The organism is Mycobacterium marinum (assembly GCF_003391395.1).
Classification (GTDB): Bacteria; Actinomycetota; Actinomycetes; order Mycobacteriales; family Mycobacteriaceae; genus Mycobacterium; species Mycobacterium marinum.
Map to the genome: position 1 here is coordinate 1,569,591 of NZ_CP024190.1, position 18,244 is coordinate 1,587,834.

Below are 18,244 nucleotides of genomic sequence, written 5' to 3' on the forward strand. Positions count from 1 at the left end.
GCGGGGCCTCCACTAGGCTGACTGCCGTGAGTGTCGAGCCACCGCCCGAGCACGTGTTGGCGGCATTTGGTTTGACCGGTGTGGAGCCCGCCTCTTTGGGCGCCAGCTGGGAAGGCGGCTGGCGGTGCGGTGAAGTCGTGTTGTCGATGGTGGCAGAGAATGCCCGGGCGGCCTGGTCGGCCCGGGTACGCGAGACCCTCTTCGTCGACGGCGTGCGCCTGGCCCGACCGGTCCGTTCCACCGACGGGCGGTACGTGGTTTCCGGCTGGCGGGCAGATACATTCGTGGCCGGAACACCGGAGCCGCGCCACGATGAGGTCGTTTCGGCGGCGGTGCGACTGCACGAGGCCACCAGCAAGCTGGAACGGCCGCGGTTTTTGACCCAGGGGCCCGCCACGCCGTGGGCGGAGGTCGACGTTTTCATCGTCGCCGACCGCGCCGCGTGGGAGGAGCGACCCCTGCAATCGATCCCGCCCGGGGCCCGCCCGACCCAGATGACCGAGGACGCAGAGCAGTCGATCGAACTCGTCAATCACCTCGCGACGCTTCGCAAACCGACGCGCAGCCCCAATCAGGTGGTGCATGGGGACCTCTACGGCACCGTGCTGTTCGCCGGAACGGCTCCGCCGGGGATCACCGACATCACACCGTATTGGCGGCCCGCGTCCTGGGCCGCCGGAGTGGTTGTCATCGACGCGCTGGCCTGGGGCGATGCCGACGACGGACTCATCGAACGGTGGGGTGCTCTGCCGGAATGGCCGCAAATGCTATTGCGTGCCTTGATGTTCCGTCTGGCTGTGCATGCGCTGCATCCCCGCTCTACCAGTGAGGCATTTCCGGGTCTGGCCCGCACCGCTGGGCTGATCCGGATGTTGCTCTAGCAACCGGGCGGGAATTCGTAGCGCACCTGATCCAGCGCGATCTTGCCGTCCACGCTGAGCACCCCTTCGGCGCGCAGCAGCTCGAGTTGGCGGCTGGTCAGGTGTCGGGCCGGACGCCCGGAGGCAGTGATCACCCGGTGCCACGGCAGATCGACCGAGTCGGTACGCATGATCCAGCCGACGATGCGGGGGCTGGAAAGCCCGGCGGCAGAGGCGATATCACCATAGGTGGCTACCCTGCCCGACGGAATCGCTGCGACCAGCCGGCGGACCCGCTCGACCTGCTCGTCGGTGACGGGGGCCATGGTCAGGGTGTTTTCAGCTGTTCGCGGATCAGTGTGGCGACTTCAGTGGGCTTGGCCTGGGGAACCATGTGTCCGCACTCGAATTCCCGCAGGGCGAAGTCGGCTCCCAGCCGTTCCCGCAGGGCCGCGATGAGTTCGTCGCTGACGTACTGCGGATCGGCACGCACCGCCCGCACCAGCGTGGTCGCGATTCCCGGGGGAGGCAGCGCGGCGTCGCGGGCGAGCTCACTCCAGTAGCACACCATGGCGGGCAGGCTGATTCGCCAGCTGTACCGCCCGTTCGGCAGGGTGATGAGGTGCTCGTCGAGTTCGGCGTCGAGCACCGCGGGATCCACGTCCGCCCACGCGCCGTATGCCCGCTCCATTCGCGCCTCGGCCGGGTCGGTGTAGTCGGGGAAGGCCACCATGGCGTCGACCACCTCGCGCACCCGTGAACCATCCAAACCGATCGCGGGATCAAGCAGGATCAGCGCTGCGACCAGGTCCGGATGTGCCGCGGCCAGTTGCAGAGCCACCGCCGCGCCAAAGGAGTGCCCAACCACCACTACCGGCCCGTCGGCTTGATCCTTGAGCAATGCGGCCAATGCCGAAACGTTGGCATCGATGCTCCATGGCGCGGCCCACGACGATCTGCCGTGGCCCAGCAAATCCGGTGCGGCGATGCTGACTTCGGGCAAGTAGCCGGCCAGGTATTCCCAGGACTGGCCATGCTCGGTGACGCCATGGATGGTCAGCACCCGCACGGGTCCCTCGGGGCCATAGCGGTGCACGTGCAGGTCGGTGCTCACGTGTCGATGGTGCCAGGTCGCGCCCGAGTCGCCCCTCGAGGGAGGTGCGCGGCAAAAACACCGATCAGCGGTCAGCGCCCAAGTCGTCGTCGGAGGTCGCGACGATGTAGGCCTGATCGATCACATCGGCTTCGTTGGCATCGCGGTCCCCGGCGTCGCTCAGGTACTCGGTGTCCAACCCCGGCTCTTCGTCGAAACCGGCCGGAATGCTCTGTTCGGCGGCATCACCTTCAGGCACGGGATCGGGTGTACCTACTACGTCCGCATTGTTGTCGGCATTGTTGTCGGCATTGTTCATGATCGATACTCCTGCCGTAGACATCCGGCATCAAGCCAGCTTAATCGGCCTGACCTGATGCCCGTCGCCGTTGCTGTTGCCGCGGGCTACGATAGCCGTTCACAGTGCGCGCCAGCGAACTTTTCACATCTGACGGCGCGGAGCGGGCCGAAATCCACCGGGAGCAGCAATGGACAGCATCAAGCGCGGCTGGGCGCTGACCGGGCAGAGCTGGCGAATCCTCAAAGGCGACCTGTCGCTGATGCTGTTCCCACTTCTTTCCACGCTTTTCGCGTTCCTGGCCGTGGTCGCCATCTGGGCGCCGACGCTGATCCTGCGGGGAGTGTTTGACGGCCAATACATCGACGAGCATGACCCGGTCTTCTACATCGCCGGCTTGGCAACGGCGTACGTGTCCACTTTCATCGCCATCTTCTTCAACGTGGCACTGGCCGCTTGCGCGGTGCGTTCCATGCGCGGTGAGGACACCAAGGTCAGCGATGGGGTCAGGGCCGCCATGCACCGCATCGGCCCGATCCTGGGCTGGACTCTGGTGGCCACCACGGTTGGGCTGATCCTGCGGGCCCTTGAAGAACGGATGCCGCTGTTGGGCAAGATCGCGGTCTGGCTGACCGGAGCCGCTTGGGCCATCGCAACGTTTTTCGTGATCCCAGTCGTGGCGCTCGAGGGCAGCGGGCCGATCGAATCCCTGAAACGTTCGGCGACCGTCGTCAAGGCGCGGTGGGGTGAAAGCGCAACCGGGGCCGCCACCATCACGGTGATCATCTGGCTGGTCAGCATCATGATCGTGCTCACCGGCGTGGGGGGTGCCATCGCGCTGCTTGCGCTCAATCAGCCGGTGCTGGCCGCCGCGGTGGTGGCGATCGCGGTCGCCTGCATCATTGTCGTCTCGCTGATCTCGAGTGCGCTGGGCCAGATCTTCCGCGTTGCGGTTTACCAGTACGCCGTTACCGGCCAGGCGCCGAGCGGGTTCGACGCGGGGCTGCTGCAGGCGGCGTTCGAGCGGCGCTAGCCGAGCCCGGCCGAGCCGGCTTGGCCGCACCGCGGTCAGCTTTGCACCTGAAACCCCCTAAGCACTAGCGAATTTGGTCCGATCCGGCGCCTTGGCCGCCATCAGCCGGGCCAACCTTGTCAGACCCCTGTGATTGCATGCCGCTATGTCACTGAGCTGGGGTGCCGAGGCGCGGGAGCTGCTGACGCCGGGGTCACGGGGACTGGTGCGGCTCCTGGGCGGCCCCGGCACCGGGAAGAGCGCCTTGCTGGTACAGGCGGCAATCGCTCATATCACCGCGGGTGCCGATCCGGAATCGGTTCTGCTGCTTACCGGTTCCGGCCGGATGGGGATGCGGGCGCGCAGCTCGTTGACCACGGCGCTACTGCGCTCACACACCACCGGGACCGGCCGCGCCGCGGTCCGTGAGCCGTTGGTGCGTAGCGTGCACAGTTACGCCTACGCGGTGCTGCGGCGGGCGGCCGAACGCACCGGCGATGCGCCGCCGCGGCTGCTGACCAGCGCCGAACAGGACGCCATCATTCGGGAACTGCTTGCCGGGGACCTCGAAGACGGAGCGAGCGCCAGGTCGGCCTGGCCGCGACACCTGCTGCCCGCCCTGACGACCGCGGGATTCGCGACCGAACTCCGAAACTTCCTGGCACGCTGCGCCGAACGCGGGGTAGACCCAATGGAGTTGGAGCGGCTGGGCCGTCGCAGCGGACGCCCCGAATGGGCCGCCGCCGGCCGATTCGCCCGACAGTACGAGCAGGTGATGTTGTTGCGCGCGGCGGTCGGGACGGCGACGCCACAAGCCACCGCACCGGCATTGGGTGCCGCCGAACTGGTCGGGAGCGCACTGGAGGCCTTCGCCAGCGATCCCGAATTGCTGGCCGCCGAACGTGCGCGGCTGCGGTTCTTGCTGGTTGACGACGCTCAGCAACTCGATCCGCAGGCGGCAAGGCTGGTTCAGGGGCTGGCGGCCGGTGCCGAGTTCGCCTTGATCGCTGGCGACCCCAACCAGGCGGTGTTCGGTTTTCGCGGCGGTGAGCCCGCCGGATTGCTGGGCGGCCCGCTGGACGGCGGTCCGGCGGTGACCTTGACGACGTCGCATCGCTGTGCCCCCGCCGTGGCGCGCGCCGTCAGCGGCATCGCCCGTCGGCTGCCGGGCGGCAGTGCCGGTCGCCACATCGATGGCACCGGAACCGAGGACGGGTCGGTCACCGTGCGCCTGGCCGCCACGGCGCATGCGGAGGCGGCGGCGATCGCCGATGCGCTGCGACGGGCACATCTGGTCGACGGAGTTCCGTGGTCGCAGATGGCGGTGATCGTCAGGTCGGTACCCCGGGTCGCCGCCCGGCTGCCGCGGGCGCTCGCCGCCGCGGGTGTTCCGGTGTCGATACCTCCAATCGGGGGATCACTGGCCGAGGAACCCGCGGTAGGCGCGCTGCTCACGGTTCTGGCTGCGACCGCCGAAGGGCTCAACGCCGATCAGGCGCTGGCACTGATCACCGGACCCATCGGCCGCGTGGACCCCGTCACGCTGCGGCAGCTGCGCCGCACCCTGCGGCGCACCGTCGCCGGTCGTTCGCCAGAGGATTTCGGGGACTTGCTGGTCGCGACGTTGTCCGAGGATGGGCGCTCTGCTGTCGCGTCGGCGGGGTCAAACCCACAGTTTGGGCCGCTACGGCGGGTGCGTGCCGTACTGGCCGCGGCAACGCGATGCCACCGTGCGGGCCAAGACCCGCGCTACATCCTGTGGGCCGCATGGCATCGGTCGGGTCTGCAGAATCGCTGGCTCGCAGCCATCGATCGCGGCGGCCCGGCCGGTGTCCAGGCGACCCGCAACCTCGAAGCGGTAACGGCCTTGTTCGACATCACCGACCAGTACGTCGCGCGCACGTCGGGCGCATCACTGAGCGGACTCCTCGAGCACGTTGCCGCCCTGCAGTTGCCTCGCGTCAGCGAGGAGCCGGCAGCACAGAACGAGCAGGTCCGGGTGCTCAGCGCGCACGCGGCGCTCGGTCACGAATGGGACCTGGTGGTCATCGCCGGATTGCAGGACGGCTTGTGGCCCAACACGATTCCACGCGGGGGAGTGCTGGCCACGCAGCGCCTGCTTGATGAACTCGACGGCGTCAGCGGCAATGCCTCGGCGCGGGCACCGCTACTGGCCGAGGAACGCCGGCTGTTGCTGGCGGCAATGGGCCGGGCCCGGCGTCAACTGCTGGTGACTGCCGTCGACGGCGACACGAGCGGAGGTAGCCAGCAAGCCGCACTTCCGTCGGAATTCTTCTTCGAGATCGCGCAGTGGGCCAACGGGGACAGCCAAGCCGTCGCACCACCGCCGGTTTCGGCGCCGCGCGTGCTGTCGGCCGCGGCGGTGGTGGGCAGATTGCGCGGCGTGGTCTGCGCGCCGGACGGCGCGGTTGACGACGCTGCCCGGCAATGTGCGGCAACCCAATTGGCTCGGTTGGCCAAGGCCGGCGTGGCGGGGGCCGATCCCGCGGGATGGCACGGGCTGATCCCGGTGAGCACGACTGCTGCGCTCTACAGCGCCGGCGATGTTGTCACGCTGACGCCCTCCACCCTGCAGACCCTCAACGACTGTCCGCTGCGTTGGCTGGCCGAACGTCATGGTGGGACCAACCCGCGCGACCTGCGAGCCACCATCGGTTCGGTGCTGCATGCGCTGATCGCCGAGCCGGGCGCAAGTGAAGAGCAACTGCTGGCCGAGCTGGCCCGGGTGTGGAAGCTCCTGCCGTTCGAGGCGGATTGGTTTTCGAGCAACGAGCTTGCCCGGCACCGAGCGATGATCCAGGCGTTTGTCGAGTGGCGGGGTCAGACGCGCAGTGAACTTACCGAAGTCGGAGTCGAGATCGACATCGATGGAGTCCTGGACGCGGCCCGCGACGACGGCGGCGCAATCCGTCTGCGGGGACGGGTCGATCGGCTCGAGCGCGACGGTGCGGGGCGATTGGTGATCGTCGACATCAAGACCGCAAAGACACCAGTCAGCAAGGACGACGCACAGCAAAATGCCCAGCTGGCCATGTATCAGCTTGCGGTGGCCGAGGGGATGGTGGAGGCCGGTGCCGAGCCCGGTGGTGCGCGACTGGTCTATCCGGGCAAGAGCGCGGCCGCCGGTGCCGCCCAACGGGATCAGGATCCACTGACGCCGGCCGCTCGTGACCAGTGGCGCAATCTGGTCCGTCAGGCTGCCGAGGCAGCGGCCGGGCCGCGCTTCATCGCTCGGCGCAACGATGGCTGCTCGCACTGCCCGATCCGGCCGTCGTGTCCGGCCCACACCGACCGGTCGCCGCGATGAACCCGCGCTACAGCCCGGATGAGATAGCAAGTGCGCTAGGAATTTTCCCGCCCACCGACGAGCAGGCCGCCGTTATCGCCGCCCCTCCGGGTCCGTTGGTTGTCATCGCGGGCGCGGGAGCGGGCAAGACCGAGACGATGGCCGCCCGGGTGGTTTGGCTGGTCGCCAACGGCTACGCCGAACCAGGCCAGGTGTTGGGCTTGACGTTCACCCGCAAGGCTGCCGGCCAATTGCTGCGCCGCGTCCGGTCGCGGCTGGCCCGATTGGCAGGTACCACCGTGGGTGTCGCCGTCGGCGAAGCCGCGGGTGCGCCCACGGTCAGCACTTATCACGCATTTGCCGGCTCACTGCTGCGTGACCACGGCTTGTTGCTGCCCATCGAGCCCGACACCCGGTTGCTCAGCGAGACAGAGCTGTGGCAGCTGGCGTTCGAGGTCGTCAACGGATATCGCGGAGAGCTGTGCACCCAGAAGACCCCGGCGGCGGTCACCGCCACGGTGCTGCGGCTGTGGGGCCAGCTCGCCGAGCACCTGGTTGACACCCGGCAGCTTCGCGATACCCACATCGAGCTGGAACGACTCGTGCACGCCCTGCCGGCGGGCCCAAACCAGCGCGATAGCGGCCCGAATCAGTGGCTGTTGCGGATGCTGGCCACCCAGACCGAGCGGGCCGAGCTGGTGCCCTTGCTCGACGCGTTGCATGAGCGGATGCGCGCCGCCAAGGTGATGGACTTCGGAATGCAGATGGCCGCCGCCGCACGGCTGGCAGCGACGTGCCCGCAGGTCGGCGAGGAGCTGCGCAGCCGGTACCGCGTCGTGTTGCTCGACGAGTACCAGGACACCGGACACTCCCAGCGCATCGCGCTGTCGGCACTGTTTGGTGGCGGCGTCGATGACGGGTTGGCGTTGACGGCAGTCGGTGATCCGATTCAGTCGATCTACGGCTGGCGTGGTGCCTCGGCGACGAACTTGCCCCGGTTCAGCACGGATTTCGCGCTGTCCGACGGTGCCCCGGCACCGGTTCTGGAGCTGCGGACCAGCTGGCGCAACCCGCCGCGCGCACTGCACCTGGCAAACGCGATCTCGGCGGAGGCCCGCCGGCGGTCGGTGGCCGTACATGCACTGCGTTCGCGCCCGGATGCGCCGGCCGGGACGGTTCGTTGTGCGCTACTTGCCGATGTGCAGGCCGAACGGGACTGGATCGCAGACCAATTGCAGGGTCACTATCAGCGCGCGGCGGCCGACGGGGTGAGCCCGCCGACGGCAGCGGTGCTGGTGCGCCGCAACGCCGACGCCGCACCCATCGCCGATGCACTGGTTGCGCGGGGAATCCCGGTTGAGGTTGTCGGGCTGGCCGGCCTGTTGTCCATTCCGGAGGTGGCCGACCTGGTAGCGATGCTGCGACTGGTGGGTGACCCGACGGCCGGGGCCGCGGCGATGCGAGTGTTGACCGGTCCGCGCTGGCGGTTGGGCGGCAGCGACGTCGCCGCACTTTGGCGACGGGCGGTCGCGTTGGTGGGCGGTCCTCAGGTGGGCGCATCGGCCTCTCCCGGCGCCGTCGCGGCGGCGGCGGCGGGTCCGGACACCGATACGGCGTGTCTGGCCGATGCCATCTGCGACCCGGGCCCCGCCGACTGGTACTCGCCGGCGGGCTACGAGCGCATCGGTGCGCTGGCAGCGGAATTGAACGCCCTGCGTGGGCATCTTGGTCATTGGCTGCCGGATCTTGTCGCCGAGGTACGACGCGTGCTTGGGCTGGATTGCGATGTCCGTGCCGCGGCGACGGCTTCGGGGGCATGGGCCGGTGCCGAGCACCTCGATGCGTTTGCCGACGTGGTCGCCGACTACGCCGAGCGGGCCGCCACCTCGGCTGGTAGCGCCCTGTCCACCAAGGCATCGGTGGACGGTCTGCTCGCCTATCTCGATGTCGCGGCGGAGGTAGAGAACGGGTTACCGCCGGCCCAGTTGACGGTGGCACGGGACCGAGTTCAAGTGCTCACCGTGCATGCCGCGAAGGGCCTGGAATGGCAGGTGGTGGCGGTGGCACATCTATCGGCAGGTGTTTTCCCGTCGACCGCGTCGCGAAGCAGTTGGCTCACCGATCCGGGCGAGTTGCCGCCGCTGCTTCGGGGGGACCGGGCGTCGGCGGGAGCGCTGGGCATCCCGGTGCTGGATACCTCGGCGGTGACCAACCGAAAGCAGCTGTCGGACACCATTTCCGCGCATCGGGAACAGCTGGATCAGCGGCGCGTCGATGAGGAGCGCCGGTTGCTCTACGTCGGCGTTACCCGGGCCGAGGACACCGTGCTGGTATCGGGTCACCACTGGGGGGCCACCGGGCTGAAGCCGCGCGGACCATCGGACTTCTTGTGCGAACTCAAGGACATCATCGAGCGGTCGGCCGCGGCCGGCGATCCCTGCGGGACGGTGGATCAGTGGGATCCGGCACCGGCCGCTGGTGAACGGAACCCGCTGCTGGACGACGTCGTCGAAGCGGTTTGGCCAACTGATCCGTTGGCCACGCGACGCGGCGATGTCGAGCGTGGGGCCAGCTTGGTCGCGGAGGCGATCTCTGCCGATGCCGGTGTCGAGGCCCCCGCTGGCGGTGCCGTGGTCGCCGATATCGAGGGCTGGACCGCCGACGTCGATGCGCTGTTGGCCGAGCGGGCGCGTGCCGTGGGGCCGCCGACGCGAGCGTTGCCGAACCAGTTGTCGGTGAGCGGGCTCGTCGAGCTGGCCCGCGACCCGGTGGGGGCCAGGCAACGGTTGGTGCACCGCTTACCGACCCGGCCGGATCCGCATGCCCAGCTGGGCAATGCCTTTCACACATGGGTACAGCAGTTCTACGGCGCGGAGCTGCTGTTCGACTTGGGGGATCTCCCGGGTGCTGCCGACTCCGATGTGGGCCAAGTCGAGGATCTGGCGCCGTTGCAGGAGGCTTTCGCCGGATCGCATTGGGCGGCGCGCACGCCGATCGCCGTCGAGGTGCCATTCGAAATGCCGGTCGGCGACACCGTGGTGCGGGGCCGCATCGACGCGGTATTCGAAGACCCCGATGGCGGCGCAACCGTCGTCGACTGGAAGACCGGTGAGCCGCCGCGTGGGCCCGAAGCCATGCGGCAAGCCGCTGTGCAGCTGGCTGTGTACCGGATGGCGTGGGCCGCCCTGCGCGGATGCCCCGAATCGTCGGTGCGTACCGCCTTTCACTATGTGCGCACCGGAGTCACCGTCATCCCCGATGAGCTGCCCGATGGGATGGCGTTGGCTGAGCTGCTCGCCGACTCCGATCCGCCTTGCAGTTGCTAATCGTGGTTTCATGTTTCTCGTGCCTGTGTCGTGCATTGGGGTTAGCCGATGACGGATTTCCGTGGCGAAAGGTAGTTGGCGGCGGCTGAGGCGTCTCGACGAGAGACTGACCGCTCAGCCCAGTTACGCGCTTGTCGGCGTGCTGCGTATTCCTCAAGGGCAGGCCAGTCCTGCTCGCATCATTACGCGCAGGGTGACGATCGCCCTGGCGGCGCTGCTGGCGGGTGCCATCACGGTCTATCTGGATCGCGATGGGTATCACGATTCGCAGGGTGATGAACTGTCCTTCTTGGACTGCCTGTACTACTCGGCGGTGACCCTGTCGACCACCGGGTATGGCGACATCACACCGATTTCCGAACTGGCGCGCGCGGCGAACGTCCTGATCATCACACCGCTGAGAATTGCGTTTCTGATCTTGCTGGTCGGGACGACGCTCGAGGTTGTCACCGAAACGTCGCGTCAGGCACTGAAGATCCAGCGTTGGAGGAGCAGAGTGCGTAACCACACCGTGGTCATCGGCTATGGCACCAAGGGCAAGACGGCAATCAGCGCAATGCTCGGCGACGAGGCCGTTCCCGGTGAGATCGTCGTTGTCGACACCGACCGGGGCGCCCTCGACCGCGCCGCCGCGGCCGGGTTGGTCACCGTGCACGGTGACGCCACCAAATCCGATGTGCTGCGGTTGGCCGGTGCCCAGCACGCGGCCTCGATCATCGTGGCCGCCAGTCGCGATGACACCGCGGCGCTGGTCACGTTGACGGCTCGCGAGATTTCGCCCAAGTCGCAGATCGTGGCATCCATCCGAGAAGCCGAGAACCAGCACCTACTCGAGCAGTCGGGAGCCGACTCGGTGGTGGTTTCTTCCGAAACCGCCGGCCGGCTGCTGGGGCTGGCCACCACCACACCCAGTGTCGTCCAGATGATCGAAGATCTGCTCACCCCGGATGCCGGGCTGGCCATCGCCGAACGCGAGGTCGAACAAAGCGAGGTCGGTGGGTCTCCGCGTCATTTGCGCGACATCGTGCTCGGTGTCGTTCGTGGCGGCCAGTTGCTGCGCATCGGCGCCCCCGAAGTGGACGCCATTGAGGCCAACGACCGCCTGCTCTACATCCGCAACACGGGGCACTAGTGGCGATCGCAAGCGCGGCGCAGCCGGGGGCAGCGGGTCGCCACCAAGGTGGCGGCGTGGCGATCGCAAGCGCGGCGCAGCCGGGGGCAGCGGGTCGCCACCAAGGTGGCGGCGTGGCGATCGCAAGCGCGGCGCAGCCGGGGGCAGCGGGTCGCCACCAAGTTGGTGGCGTGGCGATCGCAAGCGCGGCGCAGCCGGGGGCAGCGGGTCGCCACCAAGTTGGTGGCGTGGCGATCGCAAGCGCGGCGCAGCCGGGGGCAGCGGGTCGCCACCAAGGTGGCGGCGTGGCGATCGCAAGCTCGGCGCAGACAAGCTCGCCGGGTCGCCAGGGGGGTGGGAGCTAGCGTGGACTTCCAGCTGCGCGAGGTTCCGTTGCTGTCCCGCATCGGCGCAGACCGGGCCGACCACTTGCGAACCGACGTCGAAGCGGCGGCCGCGGGGTGGGCCGATGCGGCGCTGATGAGGGTGGATTCCCGTAATCGGGTATTGGTGGCCGACGGCCGGGTGGTGCTCAGCCCGGCCGCCGATTTCGCCGAGAAGCCGCCGCCGGAGGCGGTGTTTTTGGGCTGTCTCGAGGGCGGTCGCCATGTCTGGGCAGTCCGAGCCGCGCTGGAAGCTCCCGAGGATCCTGGAGCTCAGTCCGAGGTGGCCGACCTGCGCAGACTCGGCGGCATCATCGATGACACCAGCAGCCAGCTGGTGTCATCCGCCATGGCCTTATTGAACTGGCACGACGGTTCGCGGTTCAGCCCAGTCGACGGCAGTCCGACCAAACCGGCCAGGGCCGGCTGGTCACGGGTGAACTCCCTGACCGGCCACGAGGAGTTCCCGCGGATCGATCCCGCGGTGATCTGCCTGGTGCACGATGGCGGCGACCGGGTGGTGCTGGCCCGCCAGGCAATCTGGCCGCACCGGATGTTCTCGCTGCTGGCCGGGTTTGTGGAGGCCGGCGAATCTTTCGAAGTCTGTGTCGCCCGGGAGATTCGTGAGGAAATCGGTCTGACGGTGCGCGATGTGCGTTATCTGGGCAGCCAGCCCTGGCCCTTACCGCGCTCGCTGATGGTGGGTTTCCATGCGGTGGGTGACCCAGATGAAGACTTTTCCTTTAATGACGGCGAGATCGCCGAGGCGGCCTGGTTCACCCGCGATGAGGTGCGCGCCGCCCTTGCGGTCGGTGATTGGACGAGTGCGTCGGACTCAAAATTGCTGCTGCCGGGATCGATTTCGATCGCCCGGGTGATCATTGAATCTTGGGCGGCAGCGCGCGACTGAGCGCTATGTGACTCGATCACTAATGGCTTCGAGCACCGCATTCGCGATCCGCTCGGCGGGTTCGATGCCCAATACGCCAACGGATATTAGAACCGAATTCTTGGCCCGATACAGGTGGCTCCACCCTTCGTCGGTGATCCTCAGCGTGGTGGGATCCGACTTGTCCACGTCGAATTCGTAATTGGGGTCGTGCATTGCCACACACGTCGTCAGGGACGTTTCGAGCTGATCGAGTGCATTGCGAGCCGCGTGCTCGTCCGGGTAGATGGCTACCGCCTGACTGACCGAGTCAATCAAGGCCTTTCCGCCGGGATCGATGTCGTCGGTGACCCCGCTGTAGCCCGCGCTACGAAATTCCAGCCATCCGCTGGCAAAGGTGAGGTCACTGGTTCCGGCCGCCCGGCAGGGTCCCGGCGCGCTCAGGTCACCCGGCGGTGGATGGCGCAAGTCTGCGTGCGCGTGTGCGGTCAGTTCTTCGTAGTTAGCAATGCGACGCACTTCCTCGACGCTGATGATCAATGCGTCGGCGCCGCTGGGGGGTACAGAAGTGGTGGTGCTGGGCTTGGCTGTGGTGCTCTGATGCGAGCAGGCTGAAATCGCCAACACCGCAATGCAGACGATGAAAGCCGACCTGTTGCGACGGTTGAACGCGGCACGAAAGACCGTCTGCCACTTGCGCCAGCCTGCGAAACGCATCGCTGTCGTTCGGGTTGAGCCGTCTGGCCTCATCGTTGATAGCCGTTTTCTGCGGACTGCTGTCCGCGGTCGGAGTTGGCGTTGCTGTACCGGCGAGTCACCGGTACTCGACGACATAATGGCCATCGTACGGGCGGCTGCATTCTTTGTCGGGCACCCATGCATTGGGCGACAAGCTGTGTCGGAAACGCGCCGTGAGTGCGCGGTCCCCAATTAGCTAGCCGCCAATGTCGGCCATTTTTTTCTTGACCTCCCGGGCGCTGGGGTTGGTCAGCGTCGAGCCGTCTGCGAACTTCACTGTCGGAACGGTCCGGTTGCCCCCGTTGACCGAGCCTACGAAATCCCCTGCGGCAGGTTCGCGTTCAATGTCGATCTCATCGTAGGCGATTCCTTCGGCTTTTAGGGCCGTCTTGAGCCGAAGACAATAACCACACCATGAAGTTGTGTAGATGGTGAGCGCAGCATTGGTCATGGGACGTAAACGTAGCCCGGTGATCGGGGGGTGCGCGCGGCAGGGCTGATCAGCGGCGGACGGCTTAGGGTAGAGGCGTCCGGCAGGGTGCCGGCCGCGCCTGGCGGCGTGGCGGGGCCCCCGGATTGTCAGCCCGCACTGTCAAGATGGAGACCATGCCGACGCTCGCACAGCCACTGACCGCCGGGCTGGACGACGAGCAACGCGAAGCCGTGCTCGCGCCCCGCGGACCCGTCTGCGTGCTCGCCGGGGCCGGAACCGGCAAGACGCGCACCATCACGCATCGGATTGCTCAGTTGGTCGCGAGCGGCCATGTCGCCGCCGGCCAGGTACTCGCGGTGACATTCACGCAGCGGGCGGCGGGGGAGATGCGCGCCCGGTTGCGAGGGCTGGATGCCGCGGCACAGACAAGCTCCGGTGTCGGTGCCGTCCAGGCGCTGACGTTTCACGCGGCCGCGCACCGCCAGCTGCGATACTTCTGGCCGCGCGTCGTCGGCGATATCGGCTGGCAGCTATTGGACAGCAAGTTTGCCGTCGTTGCCCGCGCGGCCGGCCGTGCCAGGCTCAACGCCAGCAGTGATAACGTGCGCGACCTGGCCGGCGAGATCGAGTGGGCCAAGGCATCGCTGATCACCCCCGAGCAATACCCGGCGGCGGTGGCCGCCGCATCCCGAGATACTCCGTTGGACGCCGCGCAGATCGCGGCCGTCTACGCCGAATACGAGTCACTCAAGGTGCGCGATGAGAGCCTCACCCTGCTCGATTTCGACGATCTGCTGCTGCATACCGCGGCCGCCATCGAAAACGACGCTGCGGTGGCCCAGGAATTCCGGGACCGGTACCGCTGCTTTGTCGTCGACGAATACCAGGATGTCACTCCGCTGCAGCAACGAGTCCTGTTGGCCTGGTTGGGAGATCGCGACGACCTGACAGTCGTCGGTGATGCCAACCAGACCATCTATTCGTTTACCGGGGCATCGCCTCGATTCCTGCTCGACTTTTCCCGCCGATTTCCCGACGCCACCCTGGTGCGTCTGGAGCGCGACTACCGGTCCACTCCGCAGGTGGTCTCGTTGGCCAACCGGGTGATCGCGGCGGCCCGCGGCCGGGTTGCCGGTAGCCGGCTGCAGCTGACCGGCCAGCGCGCGCCCGGCCCGGCTCCGTCGTTTGATGAATATCCCGACGAGGTCGCCGAAGCCACCGCGGTGGCGGCGTCGATCGCCCGACTGATCCAATCCGGAACTCCCGCATGCGAGATCGCCATCCTCTACCGCGTCAATGCGCAGTCCGAGGTCTACGAAGAAGCCTTGACCGAGGCCGGTATCGCCTACCAGGTGCGTGGCGGCGAGGGATTCTTCAACCGCCAAGAGGTCAAGCAGGCGATGGTGGCCCTGCAGCGTGCGGCGGAGCGCGATGTCGAGGCAGCGTTGCCCGACGTGGTCCGCACGGTCCTGGAACCCCTAGGGCTGACCGCCGAAGAACCCGCCGGGACCCGGGCCCGGGAGCGCTGGGAGGCGCTGAGCGCATTGGCGCAACTGGTCGACGACGAGGTGGCGCAGCGACCGCACCTGCAGCTTGCCGGATTGCTCGCCGAGCTTCGAGCGCGCGCCGACGCACGCCATCCACCGGTGGTGCAGGGCGTCACCCTCGCCTCACTGCACGCGGCCAAGGGTCTGGAGTGGGACGCGGTGTTCCTCGTTGGCTTGGCCGACGGCACGCTGCCGATCTCGCACGCGTTGGCGCATGGCCCCGAGAGCGAACAAGTCGAAGAGGAACGCCGGCTGCTTTATGTCGGAGTCACCAGGGCCCGAGTGCATTTGGCGCTGACCTGGGCGCTGGCCCGGTCCCCGGGCGGGCGTCAGGGTCGCAAGCCGTCGCGCTTTCTCAACGGCATTGCGCCGCAGACGCGTGCCGATCCGGGGCCGGCCAAGAACCGGCGCAACCGCGGCCCAGTGCGCTGCCGGATCTGCAACAAGGAGCTGACCACGCCGGCCGCCGTGATGCTGCGCCGGTGCGAAACGTGTGCCGGCGACGTCAATGAGGAATTGCTGCTGCAGCTCAAGTCCTGGCGGCTCAACACCGCCAAGGAACAGAACGTGCCCGCCTACGTCGTCTTCACCGACAACACGCTCATCGCGATCGCCGAGCTGCTTCCCGCCGATGATGCATCCCTGATCGCGATACCAGGCATTGGCGCCCGAAAGCTGGAGCAGTACGGGGCCGATGTGCTCGAGCTGGTGCGCCAAGCACGGTAAGCGGCAAAACCGCTGGTCAAAAAATCGGTTGTGATGTTCGGCCGCGACGGTTTAACCTCTAACAGGCTTATAGGTGCCGGCACTGAACGCTGGCATGGCGGCGAGCAACACGAAAGGAGGCGGCCACGATGATGAACATGAATACGTTCGGTGTAGGCGTGGCTGCCGCCGTGTGGTACCCGGCCGCCCGTCATGCCACCCGCACCGCCATCCCGGCGGCAGCGGGTAAGCACCGCGTCGCCGCCGCGACTGACTCGTCCGTGGATCGGAGCCCAACGTAGGCACTACGTAAGCCCGATTTTCGCCCAAGTGGCCACGGACCTCAGTCACCAGGATCCGTGGCCAATTTTTTTTTTGGGTCAACAGCCCGCCGCCTGGTCCGGATCACTTCGAACGAAAGCCCCTAGACCAGGAAGCAGGTGAGCATGGACATGTCGGCACTGACCGTCCCTAGACAGACGCTGCCGGTGTTGCCCTGTCATGTCGGTAATCCGGACTTGTGGTTCGCCGAGACCCCGGCCGATCTCGAGCAGGCCAAGGAACTCTGCGCGAGCTGCCCGATTCGCCCCCAGTGCTTGGCCGCTGCGCTTGAACGCGCCGAGCCGTGGGGAGTATGGGGTGGCGAGATCTTCGAGCGTGGCTCGATAGTGAACCGCAAGCGCCCGCGCGGGCGTCCGCCCAAGGTTGCCGCCTAGCAACCGCCCGAATCGCCGGGGCGCGGCCATCGCACCGATTCTCGATGGCCGCACCCTGGCGATCCTTACGCGGAACCCGGATCCCGCGGCCCGGGCGCCCGCTCAGACCGCGGCGGTATCGGGCTCGGCAAAACCGGGGATCAGCTCTTCGGACAGCGCCTTGATCGGCACATGCGCATCCAGCTGGCACAAAATGGCGGCCACCGACGCGATGACACGCATCGGAATGGCCAGCTTGGGCGGCAGATCCATTTGCCGAGCCGCTTTGATCTGCGCGACCGAGCGGTCAATCTGGCTCACGGTCATCCGCTGCAGCCACCTACGCGTGTAGTGGAAGACCTCGACCTGGATGGGTTCGACGTACTGGCGCAGCATCTCGTCGATCTCTCGCACCGAGACCTGTTGACCCCGCTGGATGAGCCCGGCTTTCTCCATCGTCGGCAACAGCAGGTCATAGTTCTTGTCACGAGCCAACCGAATGGTCATCCCGAGCTCGATGGGGTAGCCGCCGGGCATGGGCGCCACCGCGCCGAAGTCGATGACTCCCATCCGACCGTCGGGCAGCAGCATGAAGTTTCCCGGGTGCGCATCGCCGTGCAGCATCTCCAGCCGCCGCGGCGCGTCGAAGGTGAGCTCGAGCAGCAGCGTGCCCATGAGGTCGCGCTCCTGCTGGGTCCCGTTGCGGATGATCTGCGACATCGGCACGCCGTCGATCCACTCCTGGATCACCACCTTTGGCGCACTGGCCACGATGTGCGGTACCAGGAAGCGTGGGTGACCCGCGTAGGCCTTGGCGAAGGCACGCTGGTTATCGGCTTCGAGCCGGTAGTCGAGCTCCATTTCGGTCCGCTCGATCAGCTCGTCGACGACGCCCTGCACGTCGGCACCCGGCGAGAGTTGCTTGAAGACACCGACCATTCGCTGCATCGTCTTCAGATCGGCCTTCAACGCCTCATCGGCGCCGGGGTATTGGATCTTGACCGCCACTTCCCGGCCATCCGACCAGATCGCCTTGTGCACCTGGCCGATGCTCGCCGAAGCGACCGGGGTGTCGTCGAACGAGCCGAACCGGTCGCGCCATTTAGTGCCCAGCTGCGCGTCCAGCACTCGGTGCACCTTGGCCGCCGGCAACGGTGGTGCGTCTTTTTGTAGCTTGGTCAGTGCCTCGCGGTACGGTTCGCCAAATTGCTCGGGAATGGCCGCTTCCATCACGGACAACGCCTGTCCGACTTTCATCGCTCCGCCCTTGAGCTCACCCAAGACCGTGAAGAGCTGGTTGGCCGCCTTCTCCATCAGCTCGGCGTTGACCTCGTCTTTTGACTTGCCGGCCAGTCGCTTGCCGACCCCTAGCGCTGCCCTGCCAGCAAAGCCGACCGGAATGCTGGCCAGCTTTGCGTTGCGCGCGGCCCGGCCGCGTTTGATGTCCGACACACCCCCATCATCCATTATGGACCTGTGCGCAGGGTATTGATCTGGCTACAACTGATTTCAATTGATTCAATCGCAATTGGTGCCGCCGTCCCAGCGCTGACGTTGCGTCGAGACCGGCGCGATCAGCAGCGCATATGTAATCTCTTGCAGGTCGCAATGGTGTGACTCATCGAAACCCACGTCCGGAGGGTGGACCCCGAGAAGCCATGTCAGCAAAACAGACGCAGCACGAGGCCGCAGATGCCCTGTTCAGGGCGATCATCGAAACGTTGGACAAGCACCGCAAAGATTGCACCTTGACCGAGGGCGTACTGGACGACTTGGCCAGGGCGTATGCGGCGATCTCCACCAACGTTCCCGAGCAGGGGCGCCTGGGCTAGCAGGCCCGCGGGGCC

General features: G+C 67.0%; 15 protein-coding genes. 9 read left to right on the forward strand and 6 right to left on the reverse strand.

The genetic code is table 11. The features are described 5' to 3' along the window. Positions 1-26: 26 nt before the first annotated feature. Positions 27-881 carry a TIGR02569 family protein gene (locus CCUG20998_RS06565; RefSeq protein ID WP_012393219.1) on the forward strand — a complete coding sequence of 285 codons (855 nt, stop codon included), beginning with the start codon at positions 27-29 and terminating at the stop codon, positions 879-881. Here the strand turns inward: CCUG20998_RS06565 and CCUG20998_RS06570 are convergent. The 3 genes from CCUG20998_RS06570 to CCUG20998_RS06580 all read right to left on the reverse strand — a co-directional run bounded on the left by CCUG20998_RS06570 (position 878) and on the right by CCUG20998_RS06580 (position 2,272). Next, positions 878-1,186: an MGMT family protein gene (locus tag CCUG20998_RS06570; RefSeq protein WP_020727239.1), complete on the reverse strand. Its 309-nt coding sequence runs from the start codon at positions 1,184-1,186 to the stop codon at positions 878-880. The two genes, CCUG20998_RS06565 and CCUG20998_RS06570, sit on opposite strands and share 4 nt — an antisense overlap. Positions 1,187-1,188: 2 nt before the next feature. After that, positions 1,189-1,974: an alpha/beta fold hydrolase gene (locus tag CCUG20998_RS06575; RefSeq protein ID WP_020732185.1), complete on the reverse strand. Its 786-nt coding sequence runs from the start codon at positions 1,972-1,974 to the stop codon at positions 1,189-1,191. A gap of 64 nt (positions 1,975-2,038) precedes the next feature. After that, complete coding sequence (locus CCUG20998_RS06580; protein ID WP_020732186.1) at positions 2,039-2,272, reverse strand: hypothetical protein; 234 nt, start codon at positions 2,270-2,272, stop codon at positions 2,039-2,041. Positions 2,273-2,441: 169 nt separating this feature from the next. Here CCUG20998_RS06580 and CCUG20998_RS06585 point away from each other — a divergent pair, with 169 nt between their 5' ends. The 5 genes from CCUG20998_RS06585 (at position 2,442) to nudC (ending at position 12,300) form a co-directional block, all read left to right on the forward strand. Next, the gene (locus tag CCUG20998_RS06585; protein ID WP_020732187.1) at positions 2,442-3,284 is read left to right on the forward strand and encodes a DUF6159 family protein; all 843 of its coding nucleotides are present in this window, start codon (positions 2,442-2,444) and stop codon (positions 3,282-3,284) included. Positions 3,285-3,429: 145 nt separating this feature from the next. Next, positions 3,430-6,591 carry a PD-(D/E)XK nuclease family protein gene (locus CCUG20998_RS06590; RefSeq protein WP_020732188.1) on the forward strand — a complete coding sequence of 1,054 codons (3,162 nt, stop codon included), beginning with the start codon at positions 3,430-3,432 and terminating at the stop codon, positions 6,589-6,591. After that, positions 6,588-9,896, forward strand: a complete 3,309-nt coding sequence (locus tag CCUG20998_RS06595; protein WP_036457498.1) for an ATP-dependent helicase — start codon at positions 6,588-6,590, stop codon at positions 9,894-9,896. The genes CCUG20998_RS06590 and CCUG20998_RS06595 overlap by 4 nt, the downstream gene beginning before the upstream one ends. A 61-nt stretch (positions 9,897-9,957) precedes the next feature. Further along, positions 9,958-11,028 carry a potassium channel family protein gene (locus CCUG20998_RS06600; protein WP_036457398.1) on the forward strand — a complete coding sequence of 357 codons (1,071 nt, stop codon included), beginning with the start codon at positions 9,958-9,960 and terminating at the stop codon, positions 11,026-11,028. Positions 11,029-11,361: 333 nt separating this feature from the next. Next, the gene (nudC, locus tag CCUG20998_RS06610) at positions 11,362-12,300 is read left to right on the forward strand and encodes an NAD(+) diphosphatase (RefSeq protein WP_172607115.1); all 939 of its coding nucleotides are present in this window, start codon (positions 11,362-11,364) and stop codon (positions 12,298-12,300) included. A 3-nt stretch (positions 12,301-12,303) separates the two neighbouring features. On the opposite strand, the gene CCUG20998_RS06615 is transcribed toward nudC, so the two are convergent. Next, complete coding sequence (locus CCUG20998_RS06615; RefSeq protein ID WP_036457401.1) at positions 12,304-12,996, reverse strand: sensor domain-containing protein; 693 nt, start codon at positions 12,994-12,996, stop codon at positions 12,304-12,306. A 217-nt stretch (positions 12,997-13,213) separates the two neighbouring features. Then, positions 13,214-13,468, reverse strand: coding sequence for a mycoredoxin Mrx1 (gene mrx1 / locus CCUG20998_RS06620; RefSeq protein WP_012393229.1), 255 nt, complete (start codon positions 13,466-13,468; stop codon positions 13,214-13,216). Positions 13,469-13,623: 155 nt separating this feature from the next. Between mrx1 and CCUG20998_RS06625 the strand changes: the two genes are divergently transcribed. Both CCUG20998_RS06625 and CCUG20998_RS06630 read left to right on the forward strand, forming a co-directional pair. Next, positions 13,624-15,723, forward strand: coding sequence for an ATP-dependent DNA helicase UvrD2 (locus tag CCUG20998_RS06625; RefSeq protein ID WP_172607116.1), 2,100 nt, complete (start codon positions 13,624-13,626; stop codon positions 15,721-15,723). Between the two features lie 431 nt (positions 15,724-16,154). Beyond that, complete coding sequence (locus CCUG20998_RS06630; protein ID WP_036451446.1) at positions 16,155-16,418, forward strand: WhiB family transcriptional regulator; 264 nt, start codon at positions 16,155-16,157, stop codon at positions 16,416-16,418. Positions 16,419-16,520: 102 nt separating this feature from the next. On the opposite strand, the gene CCUG20998_RS06635 is transcribed toward CCUG20998_RS06630, so the two are convergent. After that, positions 16,521-17,864: a macrolide-binding ATPase MABP-1 gene (locus CCUG20998_RS06635; protein ID WP_012393232.1), complete on the reverse strand. Its 1,344-nt coding sequence runs from the start codon at positions 17,862-17,864 to the stop codon at positions 16,521-16,523. Between the two features lie 191 nt (positions 17,865-18,055). Here CCUG20998_RS06635 and CCUG20998_RS06640 point away from each other — a divergent pair, with 191 nt between their 5' ends. Continuing rightward, on the forward strand, positions 18,056-18,229 hold the full coding sequence (locus CCUG20998_RS06640) for a hypothetical protein (RefSeq protein WP_012393233.1): 174 nt from the start codon (positions 18,056-18,058) through the stop codon (positions 18,227-18,229). Positions 18,230-18,244 lie beyond the last annotated feature (15 nt).